Here is a 25,300-nt window from a genome sequence, read left to right on the forward strand (position 1 = left end):
ATCGGAAATCTCTGAAAATTTCCTATTTCCAATTTCCAATTTCCTTTACGAGATCACGCTATGAAAACTAAAACAAGTTAATTGGAAATGGGAAATCGGAAATTCCGTTATCGGAAATCTCTGAAAATTTCCTATTTCCAATTTCCTCTACGAGATCACGCTATGAAAACCAGAACACGTCAATTGGAAATGGGAAATCGGAAATCGGAAATCCTCATTAATGGGAAATGGGAAATCGGAAATTCCTTAATCGGAAATCCTTGGAACTCTGGAACATTGAAACCCTGGAACTTTCTATTGCTCAATCCCGGATAAACAAACAAAGTATTATCTTCGCACTGATGAAACACCTTCTGATCACAGGAATCGCCTCACTGCTGTCATTTGCTGCATCTGCCCAGATGTTGCTCGATACCGTTTGGTTCACCAGAAACTGGCAGCAAAGCACCCGTGACAGCGCCTTTTATTACCGGCTGGTGTATGCCGACACATCGGGGAAAATCCGCTTTATTGTCCGCGATTATTACCCCGGCGGCACACTTCAGATGGAAGGCTTCTACCGTTCCATCAATCCGGATATTAAAGACGGACACTTCCTGTATTATTACCCCGACGGAAGCAAAAAACTGGAATGCACCTTTAACGGAAATCAGGTTGATGGCATGCTGACCGAATGGCATTCAAACGGAGCGTTAAAACTGCAGGTTGGCTACCGGAACGGAAAATACCACGGAATCTTTCTTCAGCTTGACACCAGCGGAATACCCATCCTTTCAGCGAATTACCGCGACGGGGAACTGCACGGGAAATTCATTTCCTACTACCCCAACGGACAGAAAGTGCGGGAAGATGTATACTCTAAGGGTATCCTGAAGAAGAAACGTTGCTACACCCGGGATGGGCAGGATACAGCATGGTTTCCCTACCTGGCCCTGCCTGAATTCCCTGGCGGAAGAAGCAAATTCCAGGAATTTATCGATGAACACCTCATCTACCCGGCCGAAGCCCTTGCCGGCAAACTGCAGGGAAGCGTGGAACTGGAAGTACAGGTTGGAAAAGATGGGCGGCTCGTCAACATCCGTGTTGTGGAAAGCCCCCGGCAGGATTTTGCCGAGGAGGCAGTGCGGGTTCTTTCCTCTTCTCCCCCATGGAAACCGGGATGCAAAGACGGACAACCCATAGAAATGACCATACATATCCCAATAAAATTCCGGATAAAACAATCCTTTCCATGAGAAAAATCTTTAAACGGGCAATCCTTCTGCTGATAGCGATCAGTTTTGTAACGGCCTGCGCGCATCAGCCGGTGCACCGGAACCACCCGCCAAAACCGGGCCGGCCCGAACCCTGCAATTGCCATTAAACACCTCCTGTTTTTTGTACCGGAAATTTCCTATATTTCTCCCCAATTAACCAGTTATTAATTTTATGAAAACCCTCATCCAGCTGTTTGAAGAAAGCGTGGAAAAATTCCGCGACAACAATCTTCTCTTTGAAAAAATTGGAAATCAGTATGTTGGTATGACCTTTGCCCAGACCCGCGAACGGGTTTACCGGATGGCCGCCGGCTTATTGAGCCTGGGTGTCAGCAAAGGCGACCGGATTGCCCTTTTGTCGGAAGGGCGCAACGACTGGGTGGTCAGCGAACTGGCTATCCTTTACACCGGGGCGGCCAACGTACCTCTGTCGGTTAAACTCATGGAAACTTCCGACCTCCGGTTTCGCCTGAGCCATTCAGGTGCCCGGATGATCATTGTTTCCCGCAATCAGCTGGCAAAGATTATCCCTCTGAAAGATGAACTCAGCGAACTGGAGAAAGTGATTATACTGGACGAAGTCACTAAGGAACACCCCAAAGATATTCTTCTGAAAGAAGTGCTGGCTCTCGGGGATGCTTTCCTTGCCGAAAAACGCCACCTTCTTACGGAGCGTATGCAAAGCATACAACCGGGTGACCTGGCCAACATCTGCTATACTTCCGGCACTACAGCCGATCCGAAAGGCATCATGCTCTCCCACCGCAACTATACAGCCAATGCTGAACAAAGCCTTTCCCTGATGGACGTCTTCCCCTGGTATACCACCTTACTTATACTGCCATGGGACCACTCTTTTGCCCATACCTGCGGCATATACACCCTCATGTCGGCCGGAGGAAGTCTGGCTGCTGTCCAGTCAGGAAAAACAGCTATGGAAACACTGAAAAATATTCCCGTCAACATCCGGGAGATCCGTCCTGTTTTCCTGCTCAGTGTCCCGGCCCTGGCAAAAAACTTCAGAAAAAATATTGAGAAAGGCATCTCTGAAAAAGGAAAGCTGGCGGAAGCCCTCTTCCGGTTTGCCCTGAAAGTTTCCTATGCCTATAACGGAATTGCATGGAACAAAGGAAAAGGCTGGAGGATTCTGCTAAAACCCCTTGTCAGCCTCTTCGATGCTATTCTCTACAAAAAAGTGAGAGAAGCTTTTGGCGGCCGGCTGAAATATTTTATCGGAGGCGGAGCCCTGCTCGACATCGAACTGCAACGCTTTTTCTATGCCATTGGAATTCCTATGTTCCAGGGATATGGACTCTCGGAAGCTTCTCCTGTCATCTCTTCCAACTCCGAACGCAAAGCTAAACTGGGTTCTTCGGGCTATCTGGTGTCCAACCTTGAACTGAAAATATGCGATGAACAAGGAAACGAACTTCCGCTTGGGGAAAAAGGAGAAATTGTGGTCAGGGGTGAAAATGTGATGGTGGGATACTGGAAAAATGAAACAGCCACCCGCGAAACAATCCGCGACGGATGGCTCTACACTGGTGATATGGGATATATGGACGCCGACGGATTCCTTTATGTACTGGGACGTTTCAAGAGCCTCCTGATTGCTGACGACGGAGAAAAATACAGTCCGGAAGGTATTGAGGAAGCCTTCTGCGATCAGTCAAGGTATATTGACCAGTGCATGCTGTACAATAACCAGAATCCTTATACTGTTGCCCTCATTGTTCCTTCGCGTGAAGCGCTCAAGAAATACCTCAAAGAGAAACATCTTGATCCGGCATCAGAGGAAGGAATCATTGCCGCCCTGAAACTCATCGAATCCGAAATAGCAGAATACCGTACCGGCCGAAAATACGGAAACATGTTCCCCCAGCGCTGGCTTCCCCCGGCACTGGGAATTCTGGATGAACCCTTTACCGAAGATAACCACATGCTGAACAGTACCATGAAAATGGTCAGGGGTAAGATTACGGAACGCTACCGCGAACTGCTTGCCTTCTTATACACTCCCGAAGCAAAGGATATTACCAACAAAAGAAATAAGGAGGCAATGAAAAAACTGCTGATGTAACCTGAACCGCGCCTGCAGAAATGGAAAAACCGGGAATTTTCCTCCCGGTTTTTCCATTTTTTGTTTTCCTTCATCACCATGCGTCCGCATTTTTTCTGATGTAACAATCAGCTTAATTCAATAAATTTGCCGTCTATGGAGGAAGGAAAAAGGAACATACGGCAGGAACTGGCGCAACGGGTGCTGGTGCTTGACGGAGCCATGGGAACCATGATTCAGAAGCACCGCCTTTCGGAAGAAGATTTCAGGGGCGGGCAATTCAGAAGCTGGAACCGGCCCCTGCGGGGAAACAACGACATCCTCAATCTGACCCGGCCCGACATCATCCAGAGCATTCACATGGCTTACCTGGAAGCCGGTGCCGACATCATCGAAACCAACACCTTCAATGCCAACCGGATTTCTCAGGCCGATTACGGCATGGAAGAGCAGGTATACGCCATCAACAGGGCAGCTGCAGCTATTGCCAGCACCGCTGCAATGGAAATGACCAGGCGCAATCCTTCCCGTCCCCGTTTTGTTGCCGGGGCAATGGGCCCCACCAATAAAACAGCTTCCCTCTCGCCCGATGTGAATGACCCGGGCTTCAGGGCGGTTACTTTCGACGACCTCAGGGAGGTTTACTACGAGCAGGCAAAAGCTTTGACAGAGGGCGGAGTTGATATATTGCTCCTGGAAACAGTTTTTGATACCCTGAATGCCAAAGCAGCTGTGTTTGCCATCCATCAGCTCCGCAAAGAGCTTGGCAGAGACATACCCCTTATGGTTTCCGGTACCATTGTTGATAAAAGCGGCCGGACCCTATCGGGCCAGACCATCGAAGCCTTTCTTTATTCCATGTCCCATGCAGATCTGCTCAGTATCGGACTGAACTGCAGTATGGGAGCAAGGGAAATGAGGCCATTCCTTGAAGAGCTTTCAGCCAGGGCTCCCTGGTACGTAAGCGTTTATCCCAACGCCGGATTTCCCAATCAGTTTGGCGAATACGACGAAACACCCGGCGAAATGGCCGTCTTTATGAAAGATTTTCTCGACCGGCGGCTCGTAAATATCATTGGAGGCTGCTGCGGTACCACCCCCGATCATATACGGACATTTGCCGCTCTGGCAGAAAATGCGCCGGTACGCATCCCTCCGCCACGGGAACACAAGCTTTCACTCAGCGGACTGGAACCGCTCGTGGTTTACCCGGGGAGCAATTTCATCAACATAGGTGAACGGACCAATGTGAGCGGCTCACGAAAATTTGCCCGTCTCATCCGGGAAGAAAAATACAGCGAAGCCCTGTCGGTGGCCCGTGAAATGGTTGAAGGAGGTGCCCAGATCATTGACGTGAACATGGATGATGCCATGATTGACGGAGAAAAGGCCATGGTGAAGTTTCTTAACCTGCTGTCGGCCGAGCCTGATATAGCCCGTGTTCCCGTTATGATCGATTCCTCCAACTTCAGGGTAATCGAAGCCGGCCTGAAATGCCTGCAGGGAAAATCGGTTGTTAACAGCATCAGCCTCAAGGAAGGAGAAACTATCTTTCTGGAGCAGGCACAGAAAATCAGAATGTACGGAGCAGCCATGGTGGTGATGGCGTTCGATGAAAAAGGACAGGCTGATACTTTCGACCGCCGTATTGAAGTTTGCGAAAGAGCATACCGGCTGCTTACCGAAAAAGCCGGTATTCCTCCTGACGACATCATCTTTGACCCCAATGTGCTGGCCATCGGCACTGGAATGGAAGAGCACAACTCCTATGCCCTCGATTTTATCAGGGCAACCCAATGGATAAAGAAAAACCTCCCGCATGCCAGGGTTAGCGGAGGAATCAGCAACCTTTCCTTTTCGTTCCGCGGCAATGATGTTGTGCGCGAAGCCATGCATTCGGTCTTTTTGTACCACGCCATCCATGCCGGCCTGGATATGGGTATTGTCAATCCCGCCATGCTGCAGGTGTATGAAGAAATTGACCCGGAACTCCTCACCCTGGTAGAGGATGTTGTTCTTAACCGCAGACCGGATGCTACCGAGCGGCTTATTGCCTATGCGGCTACCGTGCGAAAGGAAAACGCAAACGAAAACAAAGAAGTCGCCTGGAGGAACCTGCCTGTAAAAGAACGTCTGCTCCATGCGCTCGTCCATGGTATTGACGAATTTATTGAAGCCGACACCGAAGAAGCCCGGAAGGAATACCCCCGCGCACTGGACGTTATCGAAGGACCTCTGATGGAAGGAATGAACGTGGTGGGAGATTTGTTCGGAGCCGGAAAAATGTTTCTGCCCCAGGTGGTGAAAAGCGCCAGGGTAATGAAAAAAGCAGTTGCCGTGCTCCTCCCCTATATTGAAGCAGAAAAACTGGCAGGCGATACCAGTACCTCGGCCGGCAAAATTGTGATGGCAACCGTAAAGGGCGATGTGCATGACATAGGAAAAAACATCGTAGGGGTTGTTATGGCCTGCAACAATTACGAGGTTATTGACCTCGGAGTCATGGTCCCGGCAGAGCGCATTCTTGAAGAAGCCAGAAAACAAAAAGCAGATGTTATCGGATTGAGCGGACTCATTACCCCTTCCCTCGAAGAGATGGTGCATGTGGCGGGTGAAATGGAACGGCAGGGATTTGATATTCCCCTTCTTATCGGAGGAGCTACGACTTCGCGCCTCCACACCGCAGTAAAAATAGCACCCTCATACCATGGCCCCGTTGTTCATGTAAAGGACGCATCCCGCTCCGTGCCGGTGCTGAACCAGCTTCTTACGCCCCAAACACGCACGAAATTTATTGACGAGCTGGAGGCCGGATACCGGCAACTGAGGGAAAGCTATTCCGCATCACGGAAAAAGAACCTGTACGTTACCCTGGCAGAAGCACGCGCCAACAAGCTGAAAACCGACTGGGAGCATATTCAGATCATCCCTCCTGCCCAACCGGGAATTCACGTTTTCCGCGATTTCCCTATCGAAGAAATAGAACCGTATATTAACTGGATGTTCTTTTTTATCGTCTGGCAAATCAGAGGGAAGTTTCCTGATTTACTCCATGATCCTGTGCACGGAGAGGAAGCCCGCAAGCTATACGACGATGCCCTTGCCCTGCTGAACCGCATTAAAACGGAGAAACTGCTCAGGGCCAACGCTGTGGTAGGCCTTTTCCCTGCCAATTCGGTAGGTGACGATATCGAGGTATACCGCGATGAAAATCGGTCCGAAGTTCTTGCGGTCTTCCGTAACCTGCGCAACCAGGAGCAGAAAAAACCGGGCGTTCCCAATCTGTGCCTGGCCGACTTCATCGCTCCCCGTTCCGGCCGGCGGATTGATTACATCGGAGCATTTGCCGTAACGGCAGGAATCGGTGCTGACGAGCTCGCCGCAGAATTCCGGCAGAAAAACGACGATTATTCAGCCATCATGGTCAAAGCCCTTGCTGACCGTCTGGCAGAAGCTTTTACTGAACTTGTCCATGCCAAGGTGCGCCGTGAACTATGGGGGTATGCCGCCGCTGAAAATCTCTCAACGGACGACCTTCTGATGGAGCGATATAAAGGCATCAGGCCGGCCCACGGCTATCCTGCCTGCCCCGATCATTCGGAAAAACAGACGCTCTTCCGCCTGCTTGAAGCGGAAAAACATGCACAGATTACGCTTACGGAAAATTTCTCCATGGTACCGGCTGCATCGGTTTCGGGACTTATGTTCGCCCACCCCTTTGCACAGTACTTCTTTGTTGACAAAATCGGCCGCGACCAGGTAGAAGATTACGCCCTGCGCAAAAGGATTGCCCCGGAAACCATTGAAAAATGGCTTGCTTCCAACCTGAACTACCGGTGAGTTTGCGTCCGAGCCGAAATTTTGGTATCTTGCCGACCCCCTGAATAAATTTGGAGATGACCCATTCAACCATGAAAGTTACTGAAGTCCTTTCCCGTTCAAAAGAGACACGTTTCTCCTTTGAACTGCTTCCTCCATTAAAAGGAAGCAGCATTCAGGTGATTTATGATGCCATTGATCCGCTCATGGAGTTTAATCCGCTGAATATCAATATTACCTACCATCAGAGCGAAGTGGAATACCGCCGTCTTCCGGGAGGTTTGCTCGAAAAGCGCATTATCAGGAAACGCCCCGGAACGATAGGAATTGCAGCCGCTATCATGAACAAATATCAGGTAATGGTGGTGCCTCACCTCATCTGCGGTGGATTTACCAGGGAAGAAACTGAAGATGCCCTTATCGACCTTCATTTTCTTGGCATCAGAAACATCCTTGCCCTGCGCGGAGACCCCCAGAAAGGAGAAAAATATTTTATCCCCGAAGAAGGAGGCCATGCCCATACTGTTACCCTGGTAGAACAGATCATCAATATGAACCGGGGCATTTATCTCGATGAAAACCTTAAAAACGCTATCCCCACCGATTTCTGTGTGGGTGTGGCCGGATATCCCGAGAAACATTTTGAAGCCCCTAACATGGAAACCGATTTGCGGCATCTGAAAGCCAAAATCGATGCAGGAGCAGAATATGTAGTAACCCAGATGTTTTTCGACAACCGCAAATATTTCGATTTCGTGGAGCAGTGCCGTAAGGCTGGGATTCATGTACCCATCATCCCCGGCATCAAACCGGTCAATACCCTGCGCGACATTGAACTTCTGCCCCGGGCTTTCCATATTGACCTGCCCGAGGAACTTGTGCACGAGGTCCAGAAATGCAAAACCAACCAGGAAGCTAAAGAAGTGGGTATCGAATTCTGCATTGCCCAGTCAAAAGAGCTTGTCAGGGCAGGCGTTCCGGCTATCCATTATTATACCATTGGAATATCAGACAACATCCGTAAAATTGCTTCGGCAGTCTTTTGATTTCCGGCATTGATTCAGAAGATTTTTATTATCGGAACCTTTCAAAGTAAATTTTATCTTTTTTATTTTAATACCCCCCTTCGGGGTTCTGATACATTCACCCTATACCATTTTCTTTTTGAACTTTTTTCAAGTTTTTCTGTTTAAAAAATAAACAATTCATTATGGCTCAGATTACATTAAAAGGATCGTATATCCATACCTACGGAGATCTGCCTGCAAAGGGCACCCAGGCCCCGGATTTCCTGCTCACCGGAACAGACCTTGCCGATTTCTCCCTGAAGAAATTTGCCGGGAAAAAAGTCTTGCTCAACATTTTCCCCAGCCTGGATACATCAGTATGTGCCACCTCAGTGCGCAAATTCAATGAACAGGCGGCTTCTCTTCCCAACACAGTGGTGATCTGTGTATCGAAAGATCTTCCTTTTGCCCACAACCGTTTCTGCGTAGCGGAAGGAATCAAAAACGTTGTTTCGGCCTCGGTTCTTCGCAATGACCAGTTTGGAAAAGATTACGGGGTACTGATAACCGACGGCCCTATGGCCGGATTGCTGGCGCGGGCGGTTGTGGTCATCGATGAGGCCGGAAAAGTAGTTTACACCCAGCTGGTACCGGAAATTGCTCAGGAGCCGGATTATGAAGCGGCGTTGAACGCCTGCCGCAATGCATAAAAGGTATTGCTCCGGCCTTTCCCTGATTTTGTTTCAAAAAGCCTGACGGAAGCATGAAATAAAAAAGGTGTTGCAGCCCTGCAACACCATTTTTGTGGTACCACGTGGAATCGAACCACGGACACACGGATTTTCAGTCCGTTGCTCTACCATCTGAGCTATGGTACCGCTGTTTTTTTCGTGGCACAAAGGTATAAAAAAATTTTACATTCCAACATTCTGTCAGTACAATTTGGAATCGTTTAACTTTGCATCCGCATTCCCCTATACCATGCAATATTTTATTCATCAGTTTGCCAACGGAATACGACTGATACACTATCCGGTCAGCTCACCGGTAGCCCATTGCGCCATCCTTGTCAACACAGGATCGCGCGATGAATGGCCCGAAGAACATGGCCTGGCCCATTTTGTGGAACATACCATATTCAAAGGAACAACACACCGGAAACCCTGGCATATTATCAGCGCCCTGGAAGATGTCGGCGGCGATCTGAATGCCTATACAACAAAAGAAGAAACCTGTGTTCATGCTTCGTTTATGAAGGAAGACTTTGCAAAAGCATTCGACCTTCTGAGCGACCTTATCTTCAGGGCCACCTTCCCGGAAAAGGAAATTGAAAAGGAAAAGGAAATTGTTCTGGACGAAATCAACTCTTACCTCGATACCCCTTCCGAACTGATTCTCGACTCCTTTGAAGAACTGATATACAGCGACAATCCGCTGGGACGCAGCATTCTCGGACGTACCGAAACCGTCAGGCAGTTTACCAGAAGCCAGATCCTTGCTTTCATTGAACGAACCTACCATACCGACCAGATGGTGGTTGCCGCGGCAGGTGAGATTGACAGCAAAAAGCTGGTCCGCCTTGCCGAAAAATATTTTGGCTCCCTCCCGGCACGCATCCGCACCGACGAAGCAAAAAAGTACCGCCAGCCTCCGGTTTATCATTCCATACAGCGCACTGAAAACCGGAACACCTACCAGACCCACTGCGTAATAGGCACCACTGCGTATCATCTGAACGACAAACGCCGTATCGGACTCCATCTGCTCAACAATATTCTCGGAGGCCCTCATATGAGTTCACGGTTAAATATGTCACTGCGTGAACGATACGGTTATACCTATACGGTAGAAGCAAACTATACTCCTTATTCTGATGCCGGTTTACTGACCATCTATTTCGGAACCGATAAGAACTATCTCGATAAAAGCATCAGGCTGATCAGGCGCGAAACCGAAAAACTCCGTACCACAAAACTTGGATCCCTTCAGCTTCACCGGGCCAAGAAACAGCTAATCGGCCAGATTGCCATTGCGTCCGAAAACAATGAAGCCCACATGCTGAGTATCGGCAAAAGCCTTCTGGTATTCGACCGGGTTGATACCATTAAAGAAGTAACCAGAAAAATCGAAGAGGTAACGGATTCGGCCCTCCTGGAAATTGCCAACGAAATCCTGCATCCCGATAAGCTTTCAATGCTGATCTATCAATGAATACTCTGTTTACCAACGACCTCACCGAAGATTACATCAGGAAAAACAGCACGAAAGAGCCGGAACTTTTGCGCATGCTGGAAGAAGAAACCTACCGTTTCACAGGTAATCCGAGGATGCTGTCGGGGTTTCTCCAGGGAAGAGTCCTGTCTTTTTTATCCAGGCTGATTCGTCCAGAACGAATTCTCGAAATCGGAACCTTCACGGGCTACTCAGCCCTCTGTCTCTGCGAAGGCCTGGCCCCGGGCGGAATATTGCACACCATTGAATGCAACGACGAAATTGCACCTGTTGCAAGAAAATACTTTGACCTGTCAGAATATAAAAACCAGATTGTGTTTCACATCGGTGACGCCCGTACCCTCCTTCCCGGAATCAGAGAAACCTTCCAGCTCGTTTACCTGGACGGAGAAAAAAAGGAATATCCGGAGTACTTCGCACTCGTGTCAGACAAAATCTCATCCGGAGGACTGCTGATATGCGATAACCTGCTCTGGAACGGAAAGGTTTTTGACCAACCTGAACCGGCAGACCATTCAACAAAAGCTATTCTGGAATTCACCAATGCAATAACCAGGGATCTTCGCTTCGAAAGCATTATTCTTCCGATAAGGGACGGCATCATGATAGCAAGAAAAAAGTAATTTCCGAAACTTTTTTGAGCAATATTTGTTTATTTTGATGCTATTAAACTGTCGACAAATAAATCCTCATGGCACATTACACCATCCATGACCTTGAACAGCTTTCGGGCATCAAGGCCCACACCATACGGATATGGGAAAAGCGATACGGACTTATCAAACCGGAGCGTACCTGTACCAACATCCGTATTTACAGCGATAATGATCTGAAAAAGATACTGAACATTTCCCTGCTCAACCGTCATGGATTCAGAATATCAAAGATTGCCGGTCTGAGCGAGGAGGAACTGAACGAAAAGGTTCTGCTCCTGAGCCAGCATTCCCATTCATACGGTGACCAAATCGATGCCCTTACCTCAGCCATGATTGAGCTGGATGACGAACGCTTCTACCAGCTCTTGTCCTCATCCATTATGAGAATTGGATTCGAGGAAACCTTTATTCACGTTATCTATCCTTTTCTGGATAAAGTAGGCATTCTGTGGCAGGCCGGAACTATCAACCCTGCACAGGAACATTTTATTTCAAATCTGATCCGGCAAAAGCTGATTGTAGCCATTGACGGTGCCCTTATTCACCAGAAGACCTCAGCACGAAAATTCCTCCTCTACCTTCCCGAAGGGGAAATGCATGAACTTGGACTGCTGTTCTACCAGTACCTGATTATCAGAAGAGGACACAAAACCCTGTATCTTGGTCCTTCTGTGCCACAGAAAGACCTGGCAGAAATCAGCAGGCATTATCAGCCCGATTATCTTGTTTCCTTTTTTGTTACGCAGATAGAACCAAAAGAATTCAGGCAATATATTGACTTCATCAGCAGCAGTTTTCCTTCCACTCCTTTCTTTTTTTCAGGACAGCAGGCAGCTCCTTATGCCGAGAGCCTTCCTGACAACATAATTTATTGTCCTACCCCGGTTGCTTTCACCCAGGCACTCCAGAAAGCCGGGATTTAGTTAGTAAGCCCGGATTACGCATCAGGAGAGCAAGCGATCTGATGCGCAGTGCGCAGGCCTTGCGCGCAAGCATCCGGGCAAACCCCGCTGGAACGCAGTGGAAGCGGCCATTGCGGCACGTTGCGCGTTTTTTTAAAGCGCAATGTGCTCTCAAACTTCATTCACCCACTCAGTCCCCTTCAATTAGCCATTGCCTTTGTCTATTGTCCATTAGCTCTCAAGGAGTTAGCAGAAGAATAAACAGTTGATGCATTCCAGAAGTTTTAACTAGGTATTCAATCACTGACAGCAAACTGTTTGCAAGCCAGGTTGTACGATAAGACATTGGACAAAAAATGTTAATTTTGTGTATCTTTATTAAATTTAATGTTAAACATATTGCTATTTGTTAATTTAGATATAATTTATAATGACATCATACATTTGTATATTAAAATATTGTAATTTAATATTTTATAAATTTATCTTATTTATATAAATACCTTTTTATCCTATTTTATATCCTTAATCGATTTTGATTTGTGTTTATTTATTTCGTATATTTGCCTCAACAAAATAGTTCACAACCAAAAACAACATACCATGACAACAGCAGAATTTTCCAGTGAGCTTCTGAGCCTTGAACCCAGCTTGGAACGGTTTGCCCTGAGTCTGACATCCGACAGGGAAAGAGCCAAGGACCTGGTGCAGGAAACCTATCTGAAAGCCCTCACATACAGGGAACAGTTCGAAGCTTTCACCAACATGAAAGCCTGGACATTTACCATCATGAAGAATACCTTCATTAACAATTACAGGCGGTCAAAGCGTGAACGGAACACCCTGGATACGGCAGGCGATCTGAACCATGTCAGCTTTGTTCAGGAAACCAGAGGAAACTCTCCTGAATCGCATTATTCAACAAGAGAAATTACCCGGGCAATTGAAGAACTCGAAGATGATTACCGGATTCCTTTTGAAATGCACAATGCCGGCTACAAATACAAGGAAATCGCCGATCATCTTGGGTTAAAGATCGGTACGGTAAAGAGCCGCATCTTCTTCACCAGAAAAAAGCTGATGGATGCCCTGAAAGATTATGCCTGATATTTTCAGGAAATGAAAAAAAGGTGTTTCCCCTATCGGAAACACCTTTTTTTATGGGGTTTTGTTTTGCCCTTCCGTGTAACATTTCTCCCCCAAATGATTATTTTTGAGCTTTCATTAAACACAGACTCGTATGAAAAAATCCAGTCGGCGCAGATTTCTTGCCAGCAGTGCAGGTCTTTTGGGAGCTGGCCTGGCCGGCCTTCCGGTGCTGGCAGAAACCAACAGAAACCATTCATCGGAACGAAATGCTTCCGGAATGATATACAGAACCCTTGGCCGGACGGGAATCCGGGTTCCGGTTGTCAGCATGGGCGTGATGAATGCTTCCAACCCGAATCTGGTGAAGGAAGCATGGAAATCAGGAATACGGCACTTCGACACCGCATGGATTTACCAGAACGGGAACAACGAACTCATGGTAGGCCGGGTGCTGAAAGAATTGCAGGTGCGCCGTGAAGACGTCATCCTGGCCAGTAAAGTATTTCTCCACGACAAAAGAGGTGTGCAGAAGGATAATGATTTGAAGGATATTTTCCTGCAACGCTTCCATCAAAGCCTGGAAAGACTTCAAACCGACTATATCGATATTCTTTATCTGCATGATGTTTCAGATCCTTCTCAGGTAAATGCCCCCTGGCTAATTGATACATTTTCTGAACTGAAAAAAAGCAAAAAGATCCGCTGGGCCGGCTTTTCCACTCACACCTACTGGCCGGAACTCGTAAAAGATGCGGCCGATAAAGGCTTTTACGATGTCATTCTGCTTTCCATCAATTACTCAATGTCGCACGATACCGCTTCTCTCGAAGCCATGAACTATGCAGCCGCTAAGGGCGTCGGACTGATTGCCATGAAAACCCAATGCCAGCAGGCATGGTACAAAGAAAATCTGCCCGCCGAGATGCAGAAATTCTATGAAGGAAAGATCATGCATTCAGCACTGCTGAAATGGGTATTGCGCCACGAATCCATTGCCACGGCTGTTCCCGGATTTACCACCTTTCAGCAACTCGAAGAAGATATGGCTGTAGCCACCAACCTGGAATACACATCCGATGAACTTAAATTTCTTACCGATCATAATGTTCAGCTTGCCCTGAATGCCAACTGCCGTTTTTGCGGCAAATGCCTTCCGGGCTGCCCTCATAATGTACACATTCCCACACTGATGCGCGCCCATATGTACGCCTATGCATACGGAAATGTACACATGACCCGGCAAACCCTGTCAGGACAAAACGGACTGGAAGCATGTGCCAAATGCGATGTATGTACAGCACAATGTGTAAACGATGTTCCCATTGCCCGTCGAATCGGAGAAATCATTCCCCTGCTTGGATAACATGTTAATACCTATAAAAAGTAAGTACCATGAGAACAAAATGGCTTTTATTCATTCTGCCGGTTGCACTTCTCCTGCTGAATGGCAGCTGCAGCAAACAGGCAAAAAACCTTTCACCGGAAGATAAAATGACAGAAAAGAAAATTGATGCCCTGCTGAAGCAAATGACCTTAGAGGAAAAAGTAGGTCAGATGAACCAGTACAGCGGCTGGGTGGATACAACTGGGCCTAATTTTGGCGACAAGAACATTTTTGAAGAAATTAAGAAGGGATGGGTTGGCTCGGTGCTCAACATTACCGGCGCCGAAAACGTGCGGAAGGTACAGCAAATGGCCGTTGACTGCACGCGGTTGCATATCCCGCTCATTTTCGGACTCGATGTGATTCACGGTTACCGCACCATTTTCCCGGTACCCCTGGCCGAGGCATGCAGCTGGGATCTGGAAGCCATTGAAAAGGGTGCACGGATTGCCGCTACCGAAGCATCTTCAGCGGGTGTAAACTGGACCTTTGCCCCCATGGTTGACATTGCGAGGGATCCCCGCTGGGGGCGCATCATGGAAGGTGCGGGAGAAGATCCATACCTTGGCTCGCTTGTTGCTGTTGCCCGTGTAAAAGGCTTTCAGGGCAGTGATCTTTCGGCCAACAACACGATCGTGGCCTGCGCCAAGCATTATGCCGCCTATGGTGCTGCTGAGGGCGGAAGAGACTATAACACGGTAGATATGTCGGAACGCACCCTCAGGGATGTATACCTCCGTCCGTTTAAAGCCGCGGCCGAAGCCGGTTGCGGTACTTTCATGAATTCCTTTAATGAAATCGGCGGGATTCCTTCCACAGGTAACTCCCATCTATTGCGCGACATTCTGAAAGGCGAATGGAATTTCAGGGGCTTTGTCGTTTCGGACTGGGGATCGGTTGGAGAAATGATCAACCATGGCGTTGCCGCTAACAAAGCCGATGCCGCCGCACTGGCCGCTACCGCCGGATGTGACATGGACATGGAATCACGCTGTTACCGGGAAGAACTTGTGAACCTGGTCCGGCAGGGAAAAGTGGACATAAAATACATTGATGATGCCGTCCGCAGAATCTTACGGATCAAATTCCAGCTCGGACTGTTTGACGATCCTTACCGCTATTGCAATCCGGAACGGGAAAAGGAACTGATTCTCCATCCCGATCACCTGAAAGCCGCAAAGGAAATGGCCGTAAAATCAATGGTCCTGCTGCGGAACGAAGGCCACATTCTGCCCCTGAAGAAATCGAATCAAACCATTGCCCTTATAGGCCCCCTGGCCGCATCGAAAGACGACATGATTGGCGGCTGGAGCGCACTGGGACAGGGGAATGATGCCGTATCCCTTTACGAAGGCCTGACCGCAAAACTGGGAAATTCTGCAAAAATTGTTTATGCCCGTGGATGCGGAATTGCCGAAGATAACCGTAACGGATTTCAGGAAGCCATAAACGCAGCCCGAAAAGCTGATGTCATCCTGCTGGCCATGGGAGAAAGCCGCCACATGAGCGGCGAAGCCTCATCAAGGGCATACATCGGTTTGCCCGGTGTACAGGAAGAACTGATTAAAGAAATCATGAAGCTTGGAAAACCAACCGTTCTGGTTTTGTTCAACGGGCGTCCCCTTACTATTCCGTGGATTGCAGAACATGTCCCGGCTATTCTGGAAGCCTGGTTCCCGGGAATACGCGGAGGAGAAGCCATTGCTGATATTCTGTTCGGTGATGCCGTACCTTCCGGTAAACTGGTTACTACTTTCCCCCACAGCCTCGGACAGGTTCCCCTGTACTATAACCATAAAAACACCGGCAGGCCTTACTCTCCCGATTCCTATTTTACCTCACGTTACCTCGATGAAACCAACGATCCGCTCTTCCCGTTTGGCTACGGCCTCAGCTATACCACATTTGCCTATTCCGGCCTTCAGCTGAGCGATTCCGTTATGACCGGCAGCCAACCTCTCAATGTTTCTGTTACTGTAACCAATACAGGAAATTATGACGCCGAGGAGGTAGTTCAGCTCTATGTGCGCGATATGGTGGGAAGCGTTACACGACCGGTTAAAGAACTCAAGGGTTTCAAAAAAGTATTGATCAAAAAAGGTGAATCTGTAACGGTTTCATTTACCCTTACCGAAGCCGACCTTCGCTTTTATGATGCCAGCATGAACTTTGTATCCGAACCCGGCGAATTCAGAGTATTTGTGGGAGGTAATTCAAGGGATGTGCTGGAAGGAAAATTCTGGTTAAGACTCTGAACATAAACCGAAGTACCATGAATTAACAAATTCATGGTACCTGGGATAAAATTCTTTCCGGGGGATGTCAAAAAAGGAAGTTTTGAGACATCCCTTTTTTGTTTTGAAATTTTACTAAAGTTCCTGGTCAGAAATTGATTATAAAGAAAGAGCGAAAGTTTTCCCTTTCGCTCTTTTTTTGTCATGTACCCGGAGCGGGAATTGAACCCGCACAACCATTACTGGTTACAGGATTTTAAGTCCTGCGCGTCTACCTGTTCCGCCATCCGGGCAAAAAAAAATACCATAAAGCGTTTGTCGTGAGTGAAATTGTATTGGAGTGGAAATCTGCATTCCTGCTAATGAACACTGTAATGTAAGGAAAAGAAAAACTGCAGTTCCCCAAATTCATCCGGGGGTTTGAGCGGGAAACGGGACTCGGACCCGCGACCCCAACCTTGGCAAGGTTGTGCTCTACCAACTGAGCTATTCCCGCAATCTATTTTGCCTTTCCAAAGAACCGGCTTACCTTTTAACCAAAGGTGGTGCAAATTTAATGGAAATTTTCTTTTTGCCAAGACAAAAATTTCAATTTTACCACCTGTAATCTTACAAGCCTGAAAGAGAGAAATCCCTTTCATGCCTTACCCTGCCTGAGATTAAAGTTTTACAAAGGGCAATGCATAAAAACCGTCCTTTTGAAAAATCCTCAGCCAGTATGTACCCGGATGCAGATCGCCGAGCTCAATTCTGAATTCATCTTTCAGGCCAACGGAAGAGGATTTCTCCTGATTAAGGATTCTCCCATCAGCGCCTACAATCTGATACGACAGGATCTTTCCAGCAAAAGAATGAGCAATAATATGGTTTCTGGCCGGATTGGGATACAGAGATACCGGATGCTCGACATGGCCTCCCGGCGCTATTCCTGCCGGTGTTCCTTCCTGATTGACAACAATTTCTTTTGCAGGCAACCCCTTGCCTTCAATCCGAATGGTATCGGTTCTGGTGATTCCTGTATTCTTGTCGGCAGAAATCGTAATCACCGCATCATCGCTCCAGGAAGTAATGTTGGCATTAAGCCAGCTACTCCCGGTAGTGATTTTCCAGTATGTATTAGAGGAAAGGGTAAGTGATTTTTCTCCGCCGTCTCTTTGAAAAGTAAATCCAGCAGGCGTAACCTGCAAATAAAAGGTATCCTTTCTGTCCCAGTAAGGTCTGAACACCCTGAGAGCCTGAACCGGGAGACGGTTTCCTTTTTTAACCAGCATCAGCACATGTTTTGTGTTAGCAATACCCTGAAAAAGAGGTATGATATTTTCTGTTGCAGGCACCTGGTTTGCGGAGGGAATAACCTGATTCTGCGCCATGGGATAGGTTTTCCAGTAAAAGGTATAACCCGGCTGAACCGTATACCCGGTAACGTCATGTGTGCGCTTGATGTGCCAGTCATCTTTCGAAATAATCACCCTTCCTGAAGAAGAAACAAAGTTCTGCTGGCCTGACCCCGAGCCGTCATTTCCGGTTACCGAACCTGTTACTTTGAACGTAAAATTGTCGTAGGCCTGATTAATGGTAAGGATCTGACATGCCCACTCTTCCTCTTTATTCCAGGGGAATGTATGCTGCAAATAATACCAGCATCCCATACTCCAGGGAAAACTGCCGCCGATTTTATCGTAAGGCCGGGTATAATTATAAACTCCCTGAAAGCTTTCCGGAGGAACACCGTCAACAAAAACCAGAAAAGAATCAGCAGCAGCGGCATCATCAGGCGCAATGACCTCTACCTTATTCCCTTCAAAGGGAAAGATAAGGGTATCAGATGCCAGGGAGAAGTCAATACCGGCATAGAACGTTTTCACCAGGCCCAATGGATCGGGATCACTATAGACTGCGTTCCTCCTCAGGTTTGGTTCTATAATGGCTGCCATGAGAGCATTTCCGTTACTATTCAGATGCACCCCGTCACGCAGAAACTGCCCCGGCGAAAACGAGGGATTGTCCTTCAGATAATCAATCCAGTGTTTTCGTACCTTGATCAGTTCACACTTGTACTTGTCAGCAAACCCGGGTTCAAAAATGAATGACATTTTGTTTTCCCAGGAACTGAAATTCAGGTCATATTGGTGGGCATCATAATCGGAAACCTCGGAACTATTTGTTATATGATCTGTCTGAATGACAACTTCTGCAGCAGTGCGACTGCGAATGGTTTTGATAATTGTCTCATAGTCAATGTGCGAACCATAAACATGAAACAATACCAGATCGGGATAAAAGGAAGTCACATCCATTTCTACGGTTTTCCATAACATTTGCGAGGAGAATCCGCCAATTGCCCGGTTTATCATTACCAGGTTGGCATGGGGATATCGTTCTTCCAGCTTCTGTTTGACCGTAAGCCACCATTCCTGCTCACTGATCGACTGGCCATATACAAGAATTTTCACTGTGTTTCGCTTCTCAGGCGAACTGCTCTCAAGCAGATGCATGGTGCGGGTAATGTATTTCCCTCCACCAGTTGTATCACGCAACAATGGTAAGGGAATCTGGGCATTACAAACAAAAGAAAACAGAATTCCTGCCAGGAAAAAAATACGTTTCATCATAATAAAATTAATTTTCAATGGTATGATGGAACCCACATGTTCGGCATTTTATTACCGCTGTGTTTGTGTTTGTAAAACATGTGGGTTTCATAAAGAGTTGGTTGGTTATGGTGCCGCAAAGAAAAGAAAATTTCCTGACATCGGTTATTCCGGAGGCATTCCGGAAAAGGTTCTGATAATCTGATCAACATAGGTTTTTGATACGGGCAGGGTAAGCTTCTCGGGTACATCCAGATCAAGAACCAGTCCATCCCTTTCCTTCCGCATAATTTTTACCCGGTCAAAATTAACCATATACGATCTGTGGCAGCGGATGATTCCTTTACCGCGCAATAAAGGTTCAAGGTTCTTGATGGTATTCCGGACAACGTATTTCTGCCGCCGCCCATGATCAAGGTAATGTATGATGATGTAATTATCGGCCGATTCGATGTAGAGCAGGTCGGGCGACTTGACACTGAACCGCAGATCACCTTTTTCATCATGAAATGGAATCAGTGCCGGGCCGACATCTCTCGGATTAGCGGCGCCGGCAAGTTCTTCCAGCTTTTTGTTCTTGTCACGCCATGAAAAATACAGCCAGGCAAGGGTGTAGGGAATGAGCAGTACCAGCAGGGTAATGGAAAGAGAAATCCGGAAAACCGACAGAAAGTCGCGCGGATCATTCAGCACAAGCTTCATCAGTATGGCATACACCAGGGCCATGCTGGCAATCTCAATGGCAATCCAGCTGGCGTACTGCCCGTTGGTCAATGCCTTGAGACGCGAAACAAAAAACATGATGATACGGCTGATGGCTATGAATAAAACCCCGGTGAGAATCACCAGACTACTGTATAACAGCAACTCAGTCCTTGTTACGTTGTACCAGGTCTCCACTCCAAAAGGAGCATACATATTGATGAATACAAGAGCAAAGATGGCCGTAAAAATCACGTGCTTGAACATGTTGCCCTTTTCGGTCAGATAGCCTGGCAGGGGTTTTTCCCAAAAAATCATAATGGATGCTGATTTGTTCCAAAAATACCGCAAAAAAGCGAAACAGTTAATTTTGTTTCACACTCAATAAAAAATATTTCACCCCTCGAAAAAAAATTTCACCCCTATAAAAACAATTTTGTCCCGTCATCAGACTAAAACCCCCTTTTTTCAGCATTTGAGGAGATACGTAAGTACATTTGATCACAAAAGTTTTGTATATGATTTCAGATACCCACGCAATAATCAAAAAATACTTCACTACCGGAACTGACAATATATGCATCCCGGAACTCAGTCTGCGCATTCATTTTGTCCCGTTCAGTTCCGACACTGACACACCGTGCGAAAACAGGGAGATGCTCGCGTCCATGCGCGCATCCGTTGCCGCTGAAGACAATACCGTTCCTGAAAACAAGCAGTTTGTCTACCCGGTGTTTATGCCTTACAACCGTCTGATGAGCGACAAGGTTATAATCCTTTTGCATGGACTTAACGAGCGAAAATGGGATAAATACTATACCTGGGCCCATGTTCTTGCCCTGGAAACCGGTAAAGCCGTCATTTTATTTCCCATATCATTTCATCTGAACAGAGGTAAACAGGAATGGACTGACCCGCACCTGATGAACCGGCTGGTGGAGGAACGCAAATCGCAGTTTCCGAACATTGAAGCCTCAACATTTATCAATCTGGCCCTCAGCGAACGCCTCACCCAGTCGCCGGAACGATTTTTTCTTGCCGGCCTCCAGACTATCTGCGATCTGAATGAACTGATCACCCATATCCGTTCGGGGAAACATCCCATGTTCGAAAAAAATACCCGGATCGACTTTTTTGCTTATTCCATCGGGGGACTCATTGCCCAGGTAATGATGATCGCCGACCAGGAAGGCATTCTGTCGGAATCCCGCTTTTTCTTTTTCGCTGCCGGCTCTGCATTTCAGGATATGAACGGCACCTCGAGGCTGATTATGGACAGCAAAGCATACCAGCGTACCTTACATTATTACACCAAAGAGCTTGATGCTGAGCTGGGGAAAAAAGGAATTATGCATGACTTCTTTGAAGGAACTGCACTGGGGAAAGCATTCCGGTCGATGATCACGCTTGACCGGTTTTCAGCAATACGCAATCAGGCATTCCGCCGTTTCAGCGACAAAATACGCGGTATTGCCCTTGAAGAAGACAAAGTAATTCCTGCCGACAAAATTATCAGGGCTTTCACAGAGAAAGGACAAATCCCGAAAGGATCGATTGAGGTTGTCCATTTTCCGTTTCCCTACTCCCATGAACTGCCCTTCCCCCTGAAAAGCGAACTGATGACCCCGCAGGTGGAAGAAGCATTCCAGCATGTTTTCCGCTCTGCCGCATCATTTCTGGCCTAAGGTTTCAGATGCCGGTGATTTTTTTCAGCTCGTTCAGTTTGTTCAGAGCCTCAATAGGAGTAATGTTGTCCAGGTCAAGGTTTTTAAGCTGATCACGAACTTGCCGCAATACCGGATCATCGAGCTGAAAGAAACTCAGCTGAAGACCTTCCCTGTGGGAAGCAATCTGATCAACCGGGCGGGATAAATTCTGGCGAACGTCAGCCCCTTCGAGCTGTTTCAGAATTTCATTGGCACGGCTTACCACACTTTTCGGCATACCGGCCATACGTGCCACATGGATTCCAAAGCTGTGTTCACTTCCTCCCGGTACCAGCTTCCGGAGAAAAAGTACCTTGTTCCCTACTTCTTTCACTGAAACATTGAAATTCTTTACCCTGGGATACGTTTTTGCCATTTCATTCAGTTCGTGGTAGTGGGTTGCAAACAAGGTCTTTGCCCTGGCTTCCGGATGCTCATGGATGTATTCCACCATGGCCCAGGCAATGGAAATGCCGTCGTATGTACTGGTACCTCTGCCGATTTCATCCAGCAGGATCAGGCTCCGTGGGGAAAGATTATTCAGGATACTGGCCGTTTCGGTCATTTCAACCATAAAGGTTGATTCACCCAGAGAAAGGTTGTCTGAAGCGCCTACCCGTGTAAATATCTTATCCACAATTCCGATCCGGGCCGAAGCGGCCGGGACGAAACTCCCCACCTGCGCCAGCAAAACGATCAGGGCGGTTTGCCTCAGCAATGCCGATTTTCCTGACATATTCGGTCCTGTTATGATGATAATCTGCTGCTGTTCAGGATCCAGGAACAAATCATTGGCAATGTATGGTTCACCGGGGGGAAGCATTTTTTCAATCACGGGGTGGCGACCTTCTTTTATATCAATAATAAGGGATTCGTCCATTTCAGGGCATGTGTACCTGTTTTCTTCGGCCACCACAGCAAATGAGAGCAAACAGTCAAGCCGCGCCAGAAGCTGTGCATCCAGCTGTATCACCGGAATGAATTCATGCAGGCTCTCCACCAGTTCATTATAAAGCTTCGCCTCCAGTTCCAGAATTTTTTCTTCTGCCCCCAGAATCTTGCTTTCATATTCCTTCAGTTCTTCCGTAATATACCTTTCGGCACTCACCAGCGTCTGTTTCCTGATCCAGTCAGACGGAACCTTATCTTTATGGGTATTTCGAACTTCAATAAAATATCCAAAGACATTGTTGTAGCTTACTTTCAATGAAGGGATTCCCGTTCTGGCTGCTTCCCTCTGCTGAATCTGCAGAAGAAAATCGCGACCCGAATGAAGAATATTTCTCAGTTCATCCAGTTCGGCAGAAACACCCTGTGCAATAACTCCTCCTTTTGTTATAAGGGCAGGTGCGTCTTCGGCAATATGCTGTTCAATTTTTCTGATGACTGCCTGGCACGGCTGAAGGTTTTCTCCCAGATTGACAAGAGGTTCCAGCCCGGTTGCTGTGCAGGCTTCCTTTATGGGATGAACCGCTTTAAGAGCCGTTTTCAGCTGAAGCAACTCACGGGGCGAGACCCGCATGGCCGAGACCTTGGATACCAATCGTTCCAGGTCACCGATCAGCCGGAGATTATCCGACAGAAGGGAGGCAAATTCCGGATGGGTTACCATGAAACCTACGATGGCATGCCGTTCTCTGATGGAACTGATCTGCCGTAAGGGTAACGAAAGCCACCTTTTCATGGTGCGTGACCCCATCGGGGTAATGGTGCGGTCGAGCACATCGATCAGCGCCCTGGCTCCTTCATTTATTGTCTGGAATATTTCAAGATTGCGTATGGTAAATTTGTCAAGCCATACATACTGGTCCTGCTCAATCCGCGAAATCTTGGAAATATGATCAAGGCGTGTATGCTGCGTGAGGTCGAGATACTGCAGTATGGCGCCTGCCGCCACAATGCCTGCATTCAGCCCCTGCACCCCAAAACCTTTCAGGGAAACAGTCTGAAAATGTTTCAGCAACCGGTCTTCGGCCGCCTCCGGAGTAAACATCCAGTCGTCGAGCTTGTAAGTGTAATACCGGTTCCCGAACAGATCAGTAAAATCCTTAAGGTGGCTCCGTTCAACAAGCACTTCTTTCGGCTGAAAACTGCTCAGCAGTTTATCCACATAATCCGATGTGCCTTCAGCCAGCATAAACTCACCGGTTGAGATATCAAGAAATGCCACTCCGGTAAGTTGCTTGTCAAAATGCACACAGGCCAGAAAATTGTTCTCCCGGTGGTTCAGCACATTATCATTCAGTGATACTCCCGGGGTAATCAGTTCGGTAATGCCCCGTCTGACAATTTTTTTCGCCAGCTTCGGATCTTCCAACTGTTCGCAGATAGCTACCCGTTGACCAGCCCGTACCAGTTTCGGAAGGTAGGTATCAAGCGCATGATAGGGAAAACCGGCCAGATCGACGTAGGAAGCGGCTCCATTGGCTCGCTTTGTAAGCGTAATACCCAGAATTTCCGACGCCTTGATTGCATCCGATCCGAACGTCTCGTAAAAATCCCCTACTCTGAAGAGCAAAATGGCATCGGGGTACTTTGCCTTGATGCTCATGTATTGCTTCATGAGAGGCGTATCCGCAAGGTTTTCAGGGATTTTCGTCCAATCAGCTGTGCTCATCCGGATCAGGAATATCAAACAAAAATAAAAAATTGCCGCTGATTGCTCTGAGGATTTTCAAAACCATTTTCTCGCTCCGGAATGAGCAATTTTACTAATGGTATTTTTTTCCTGCCTGACAAACCCTTTCAGCACTATAAACAAACTCCCTGCCAATTATGTCCGTTTTTACAACTTCCATGTACGTAAATGAACACATTTTGCCCATTATTTCATTTAAAAAATTTCTTTTAACCTCTTGATTTTCTGCCTATTAATCATGATGGCATGCATTCTGTTGTTTACCTGTCAGCAATGCTATTCATGTTATTCTGGCTCATACCGGTTACAGGCTGCCGGCATTTTCAGGCAGAAAGCTTCTTACGGCTTGTGCCTGTTCTTTTTTCCGTCTCGATAGGGAAAAACCATTTTATAAATGTCTCATTATCAAACGGGACGTCCTCAGGTACATATACTCACTTAATCATCAGGAGGTAATTTTATGAAAACACTTGCATCACTTATTCTGGTTTTGCTGATCAGTATTCCGGTCAGCGCGAATCTGAACCTGCCGGGGGATTATATCCAGACCCGGGACGGCAATATGTACTTTGCCACTTTTAACTTTGGAATGAAAAATTTGCGGGCAAGGCATACCGACGGAAGATTGTTCAAGATCAGGTATGCCGATGTTGTTTCGTACAAAAAAGACAATACAGTGTTCGAAAAGAAAGCTCTTTATGAAGGGAAAGTGCCCACAGGATATTCGGCATTCATGGAACTCGTCTGCCAGAAAAACGACCTGAAACTTTACCGTTACAAGGAATACGGCACCTATTTTGACTGCCGTAATTTTTCATTCTGCAAAGGCAACACCCGTTATTTTGTTTACCGCGGCGATGAATTTATTGTAGAACTTACTGCACAGAATGTTCAGACCATATGCAGGTTTTTCGAGCTGTAAGACAGAACAGGCCTCACAAGGCCGGTTGTTCATTTACGAACAGCCGGTTTTTTTGTTCAACTACTTCTTTGCGCGTTGGTCTTTTGCACCGGCATCCGGCTAA

The 25,300-nt window shown here is 47.3% G+C and carries 16 protein-coding genes and 3 tRNA genes; 13 read left to right on the top strand and 6 right to left on the bottom strand.

Going from position 1 to position 25,300, the window contains the following annotated elements; translation table 11 throughout:
• The first annotated feature begins 341 nt into the window (after nucleotides 1–341).
• The 5 genes from GX419_03165 to tpx all read left to right on the top strand — a co-directional run bounded on the left by GX419_03165 (nucleotide 342) and on the right by tpx (nucleotide 8,851).
• Entirely contained in the window at nucleotides 342–1,235 is an 894-nt protein-coding gene (locus tag GX419_03165; protein NLI23693.1) for a TonB family protein, read from the top strand.
• Nucleotides 1,236–1,428: 193 nt separating this feature from the next.
• Nucleotides 1,429–3,336 carry an AMP-binding protein gene (locus GX419_03170; GenBank protein NLI23694.1) on the top strand — a complete coding sequence of 636 codons (1,908 nt, stop codon included), beginning with the start codon at nucleotides 1,429–1,431 and terminating at the stop codon, nucleotides 3,334–3,336.
• A gap of 135 nt (nucleotides 3,337–3,471) precedes the next feature.
• Entirely contained in the window at nucleotides 3,472–7,155 is a 3,684-nt protein-coding gene (metH, locus tag GX419_03175; protein ID NLI23695.1) for a methionine synthase, read from the top strand.
• Between the two features lie 71 nt (nucleotides 7,156–7,226).
• Nucleotides 7,227–8,180 carry a methylenetetrahydrofolate reductase [NAD(P)H] gene (gene metF, locus GX419_03180; GenBank protein NLI23696.1) on the top strand — a complete coding sequence of 318 codons (954 nt, stop codon included), beginning with the start codon at nucleotides 7,227–7,229 and terminating at the stop codon, nucleotides 8,178–8,180.
• A 164-nt stretch (nucleotides 8,181–8,344) separates the two neighbouring features.
• The gene (gene tpx / locus GX419_03185) at nucleotides 8,345–8,851 is read left to right on the top strand and encodes a thiol peroxidase (protein NLI23697.1); all 507 of its coding nucleotides are present in this window, start codon (nucleotides 8,345–8,347) and stop codon (nucleotides 8,849–8,851) included.
• 95 nt (nucleotides 8,852–8,946) lie between these two features.
• On the opposite strand, the gene GX419_03190 is transcribed toward tpx, so the two are convergent.
• Nucleotides 8,947–9,019: transfer RNA gene (locus GX419_03190), tRNA-Phe, on the bottom strand.
• A gap of 103 nt (nucleotides 9,020–9,122) precedes the next feature.
• Here GX419_03190 and GX419_03195 point away from each other — a divergent pair.
• From GX419_03195 to bglX, 6 genes are all read left to right on the top strand, one after another.
• Nucleotides 9,123–10,352 carry an insulinase family protein gene (locus GX419_03195; protein NLI23698.1) on the top strand — a complete coding sequence of 410 codons (1,230 nt, stop codon included), beginning with the start codon at nucleotides 9,123–9,125 and terminating at the stop codon, nucleotides 10,350–10,352.
• The gene (locus tag GX419_03200; GenBank protein ID NLI23699.1) at nucleotides 10,349–10,996 is read left to right on the top strand and encodes an O-methyltransferase; all 648 of its coding nucleotides are present in this window, start codon (nucleotides 10,349–10,351) and stop codon (nucleotides 10,994–10,996) included. The genes GX419_03195 and GX419_03200 overlap by 4 nt, the downstream gene beginning before the upstream one ends.
• 68 nt (nucleotides 10,997–11,064) lie before the next feature.
• Nucleotides 11,065–11,952 (top strand): MerR family transcriptional regulator, encoded by an 888-nt coding sequence (locus GX419_03205; protein NLI23700.1) that lies wholly within the window; start codon nucleotides 11,065–11,067, stop codon nucleotides 11,950–11,952.
• Between the two features lie 582 nt (nucleotides 11,953–12,534).
• The gene (locus tag GX419_03210; GenBank protein ID NLI23701.1) at nucleotides 12,535–13,038 is read left to right on the top strand and encodes an RNA polymerase sigma factor; all 504 of its coding nucleotides are present in this window, start codon (nucleotides 12,535–12,537) and stop codon (nucleotides 13,036–13,038) included.
• Nucleotides 13,039–13,171: 133 nt separating this feature from the next.
• A complete protein-coding gene (locus tag GX419_03215; GenBank protein NLI23702.1) occupies nucleotides 13,172–14,383 on the top strand; it encodes a hypothetical protein in 1,212 nt (403 codons plus the stop codon).
• Between the two features lie 29 nt (nucleotides 14,384–14,412).
• Nucleotides 14,413–16,659 (top strand): beta-glucosidase BglX, encoded by a 2,247-nt coding sequence (gene bglX / locus GX419_03220; protein ID NLI23703.1) that lies wholly within the window; start codon nucleotides 14,413–14,415, stop codon nucleotides 16,657–16,659.
• Nucleotides 16,660–16,845: 186 nt separating this feature from the next.
• On the opposite strand, the gene GX419_03225 is transcribed toward bglX, so the two are convergent.
• The 4 genes from GX419_03225 to GX419_03240 all read right to left on the bottom strand — a co-directional run bounded on the left by GX419_03225 (nucleotide 16,846) and on the right by GX419_03240 (nucleotide 20,249).
• Nucleotides 16,846–16,931 (bottom strand) — tRNA-Leu (locus GX419_03225).
• Nucleotides 16,932–17,061: 130 nt separating this feature from the next.
• Nucleotides 17,062–17,134 (bottom strand) — tRNA-Gly (locus GX419_03230).
• Between the two features lie 163 nt (nucleotides 17,135–17,297).
• Nucleotides 17,298–19,250 (bottom strand): hypothetical protein, encoded by a 1,953-nt coding sequence (locus GX419_03235; protein NLI23704.1) that lies wholly within the window; start codon nucleotides 19,248–19,250, stop codon nucleotides 17,298–17,300.
• Nucleotides 19,251–19,394: 144 nt separating this feature from the next.
• Complete coding sequence (locus GX419_03240) at nucleotides 19,395–20,249, bottom strand: LytTR family transcriptional regulator (GenBank protein ID NLI23705.1); 855 nt, start codon at nucleotides 20,247–20,249, stop codon at nucleotides 19,395–19,397.
• A 200-nt stretch (nucleotides 20,250–20,449) separates the two neighbouring features.
• Here GX419_03240 and GX419_03245 point away from each other — a divergent pair, with 200 nt between their 5' ends.
• Nucleotides 20,450–21,616 (top strand): hypothetical protein, encoded by a 1,167-nt coding sequence (locus tag GX419_03245; GenBank protein ID NLI23706.1) that lies wholly within the window; start codon nucleotides 20,450–20,452, stop codon nucleotides 21,614–21,616.
• Nucleotides 21,617–21,620: 4 nt separating this feature from the next.
• On the opposite strand, the gene mutS is transcribed toward GX419_03245, so the two are convergent.
• Entirely contained in the window at nucleotides 21,621–24,254 is a 2,634-nt protein-coding gene (gene mutS, locus GX419_03250; GenBank protein NLI23707.1) for a DNA mismatch repair protein MutS, read from the bottom strand.
• A gap of 481 nt (nucleotides 24,255–24,735) precedes the next feature.
• Here mutS and GX419_03255 point away from each other — a divergent pair, with 481 nt between their 5' ends.
• Complete coding sequence (locus GX419_03255) at nucleotides 24,736–25,197, top strand: hypothetical protein (GenBank protein ID NLI23708.1); 462 nt, start codon at nucleotides 24,736–24,738, stop codon at nucleotides 25,195–25,197.
• Nucleotides 25,198–25,300: the final 103 nt, after the last annotated feature.

It is taken from the genome of Bacteroidales bacterium, from assembly GCA_012517825.1.
In the GTDB taxonomy this organism is placed as follows: domain Bacteria; phylum Bacteroidota; class Bacteroidia; order Bacteroidales; family JAAYUG01; genus JAAYUG01.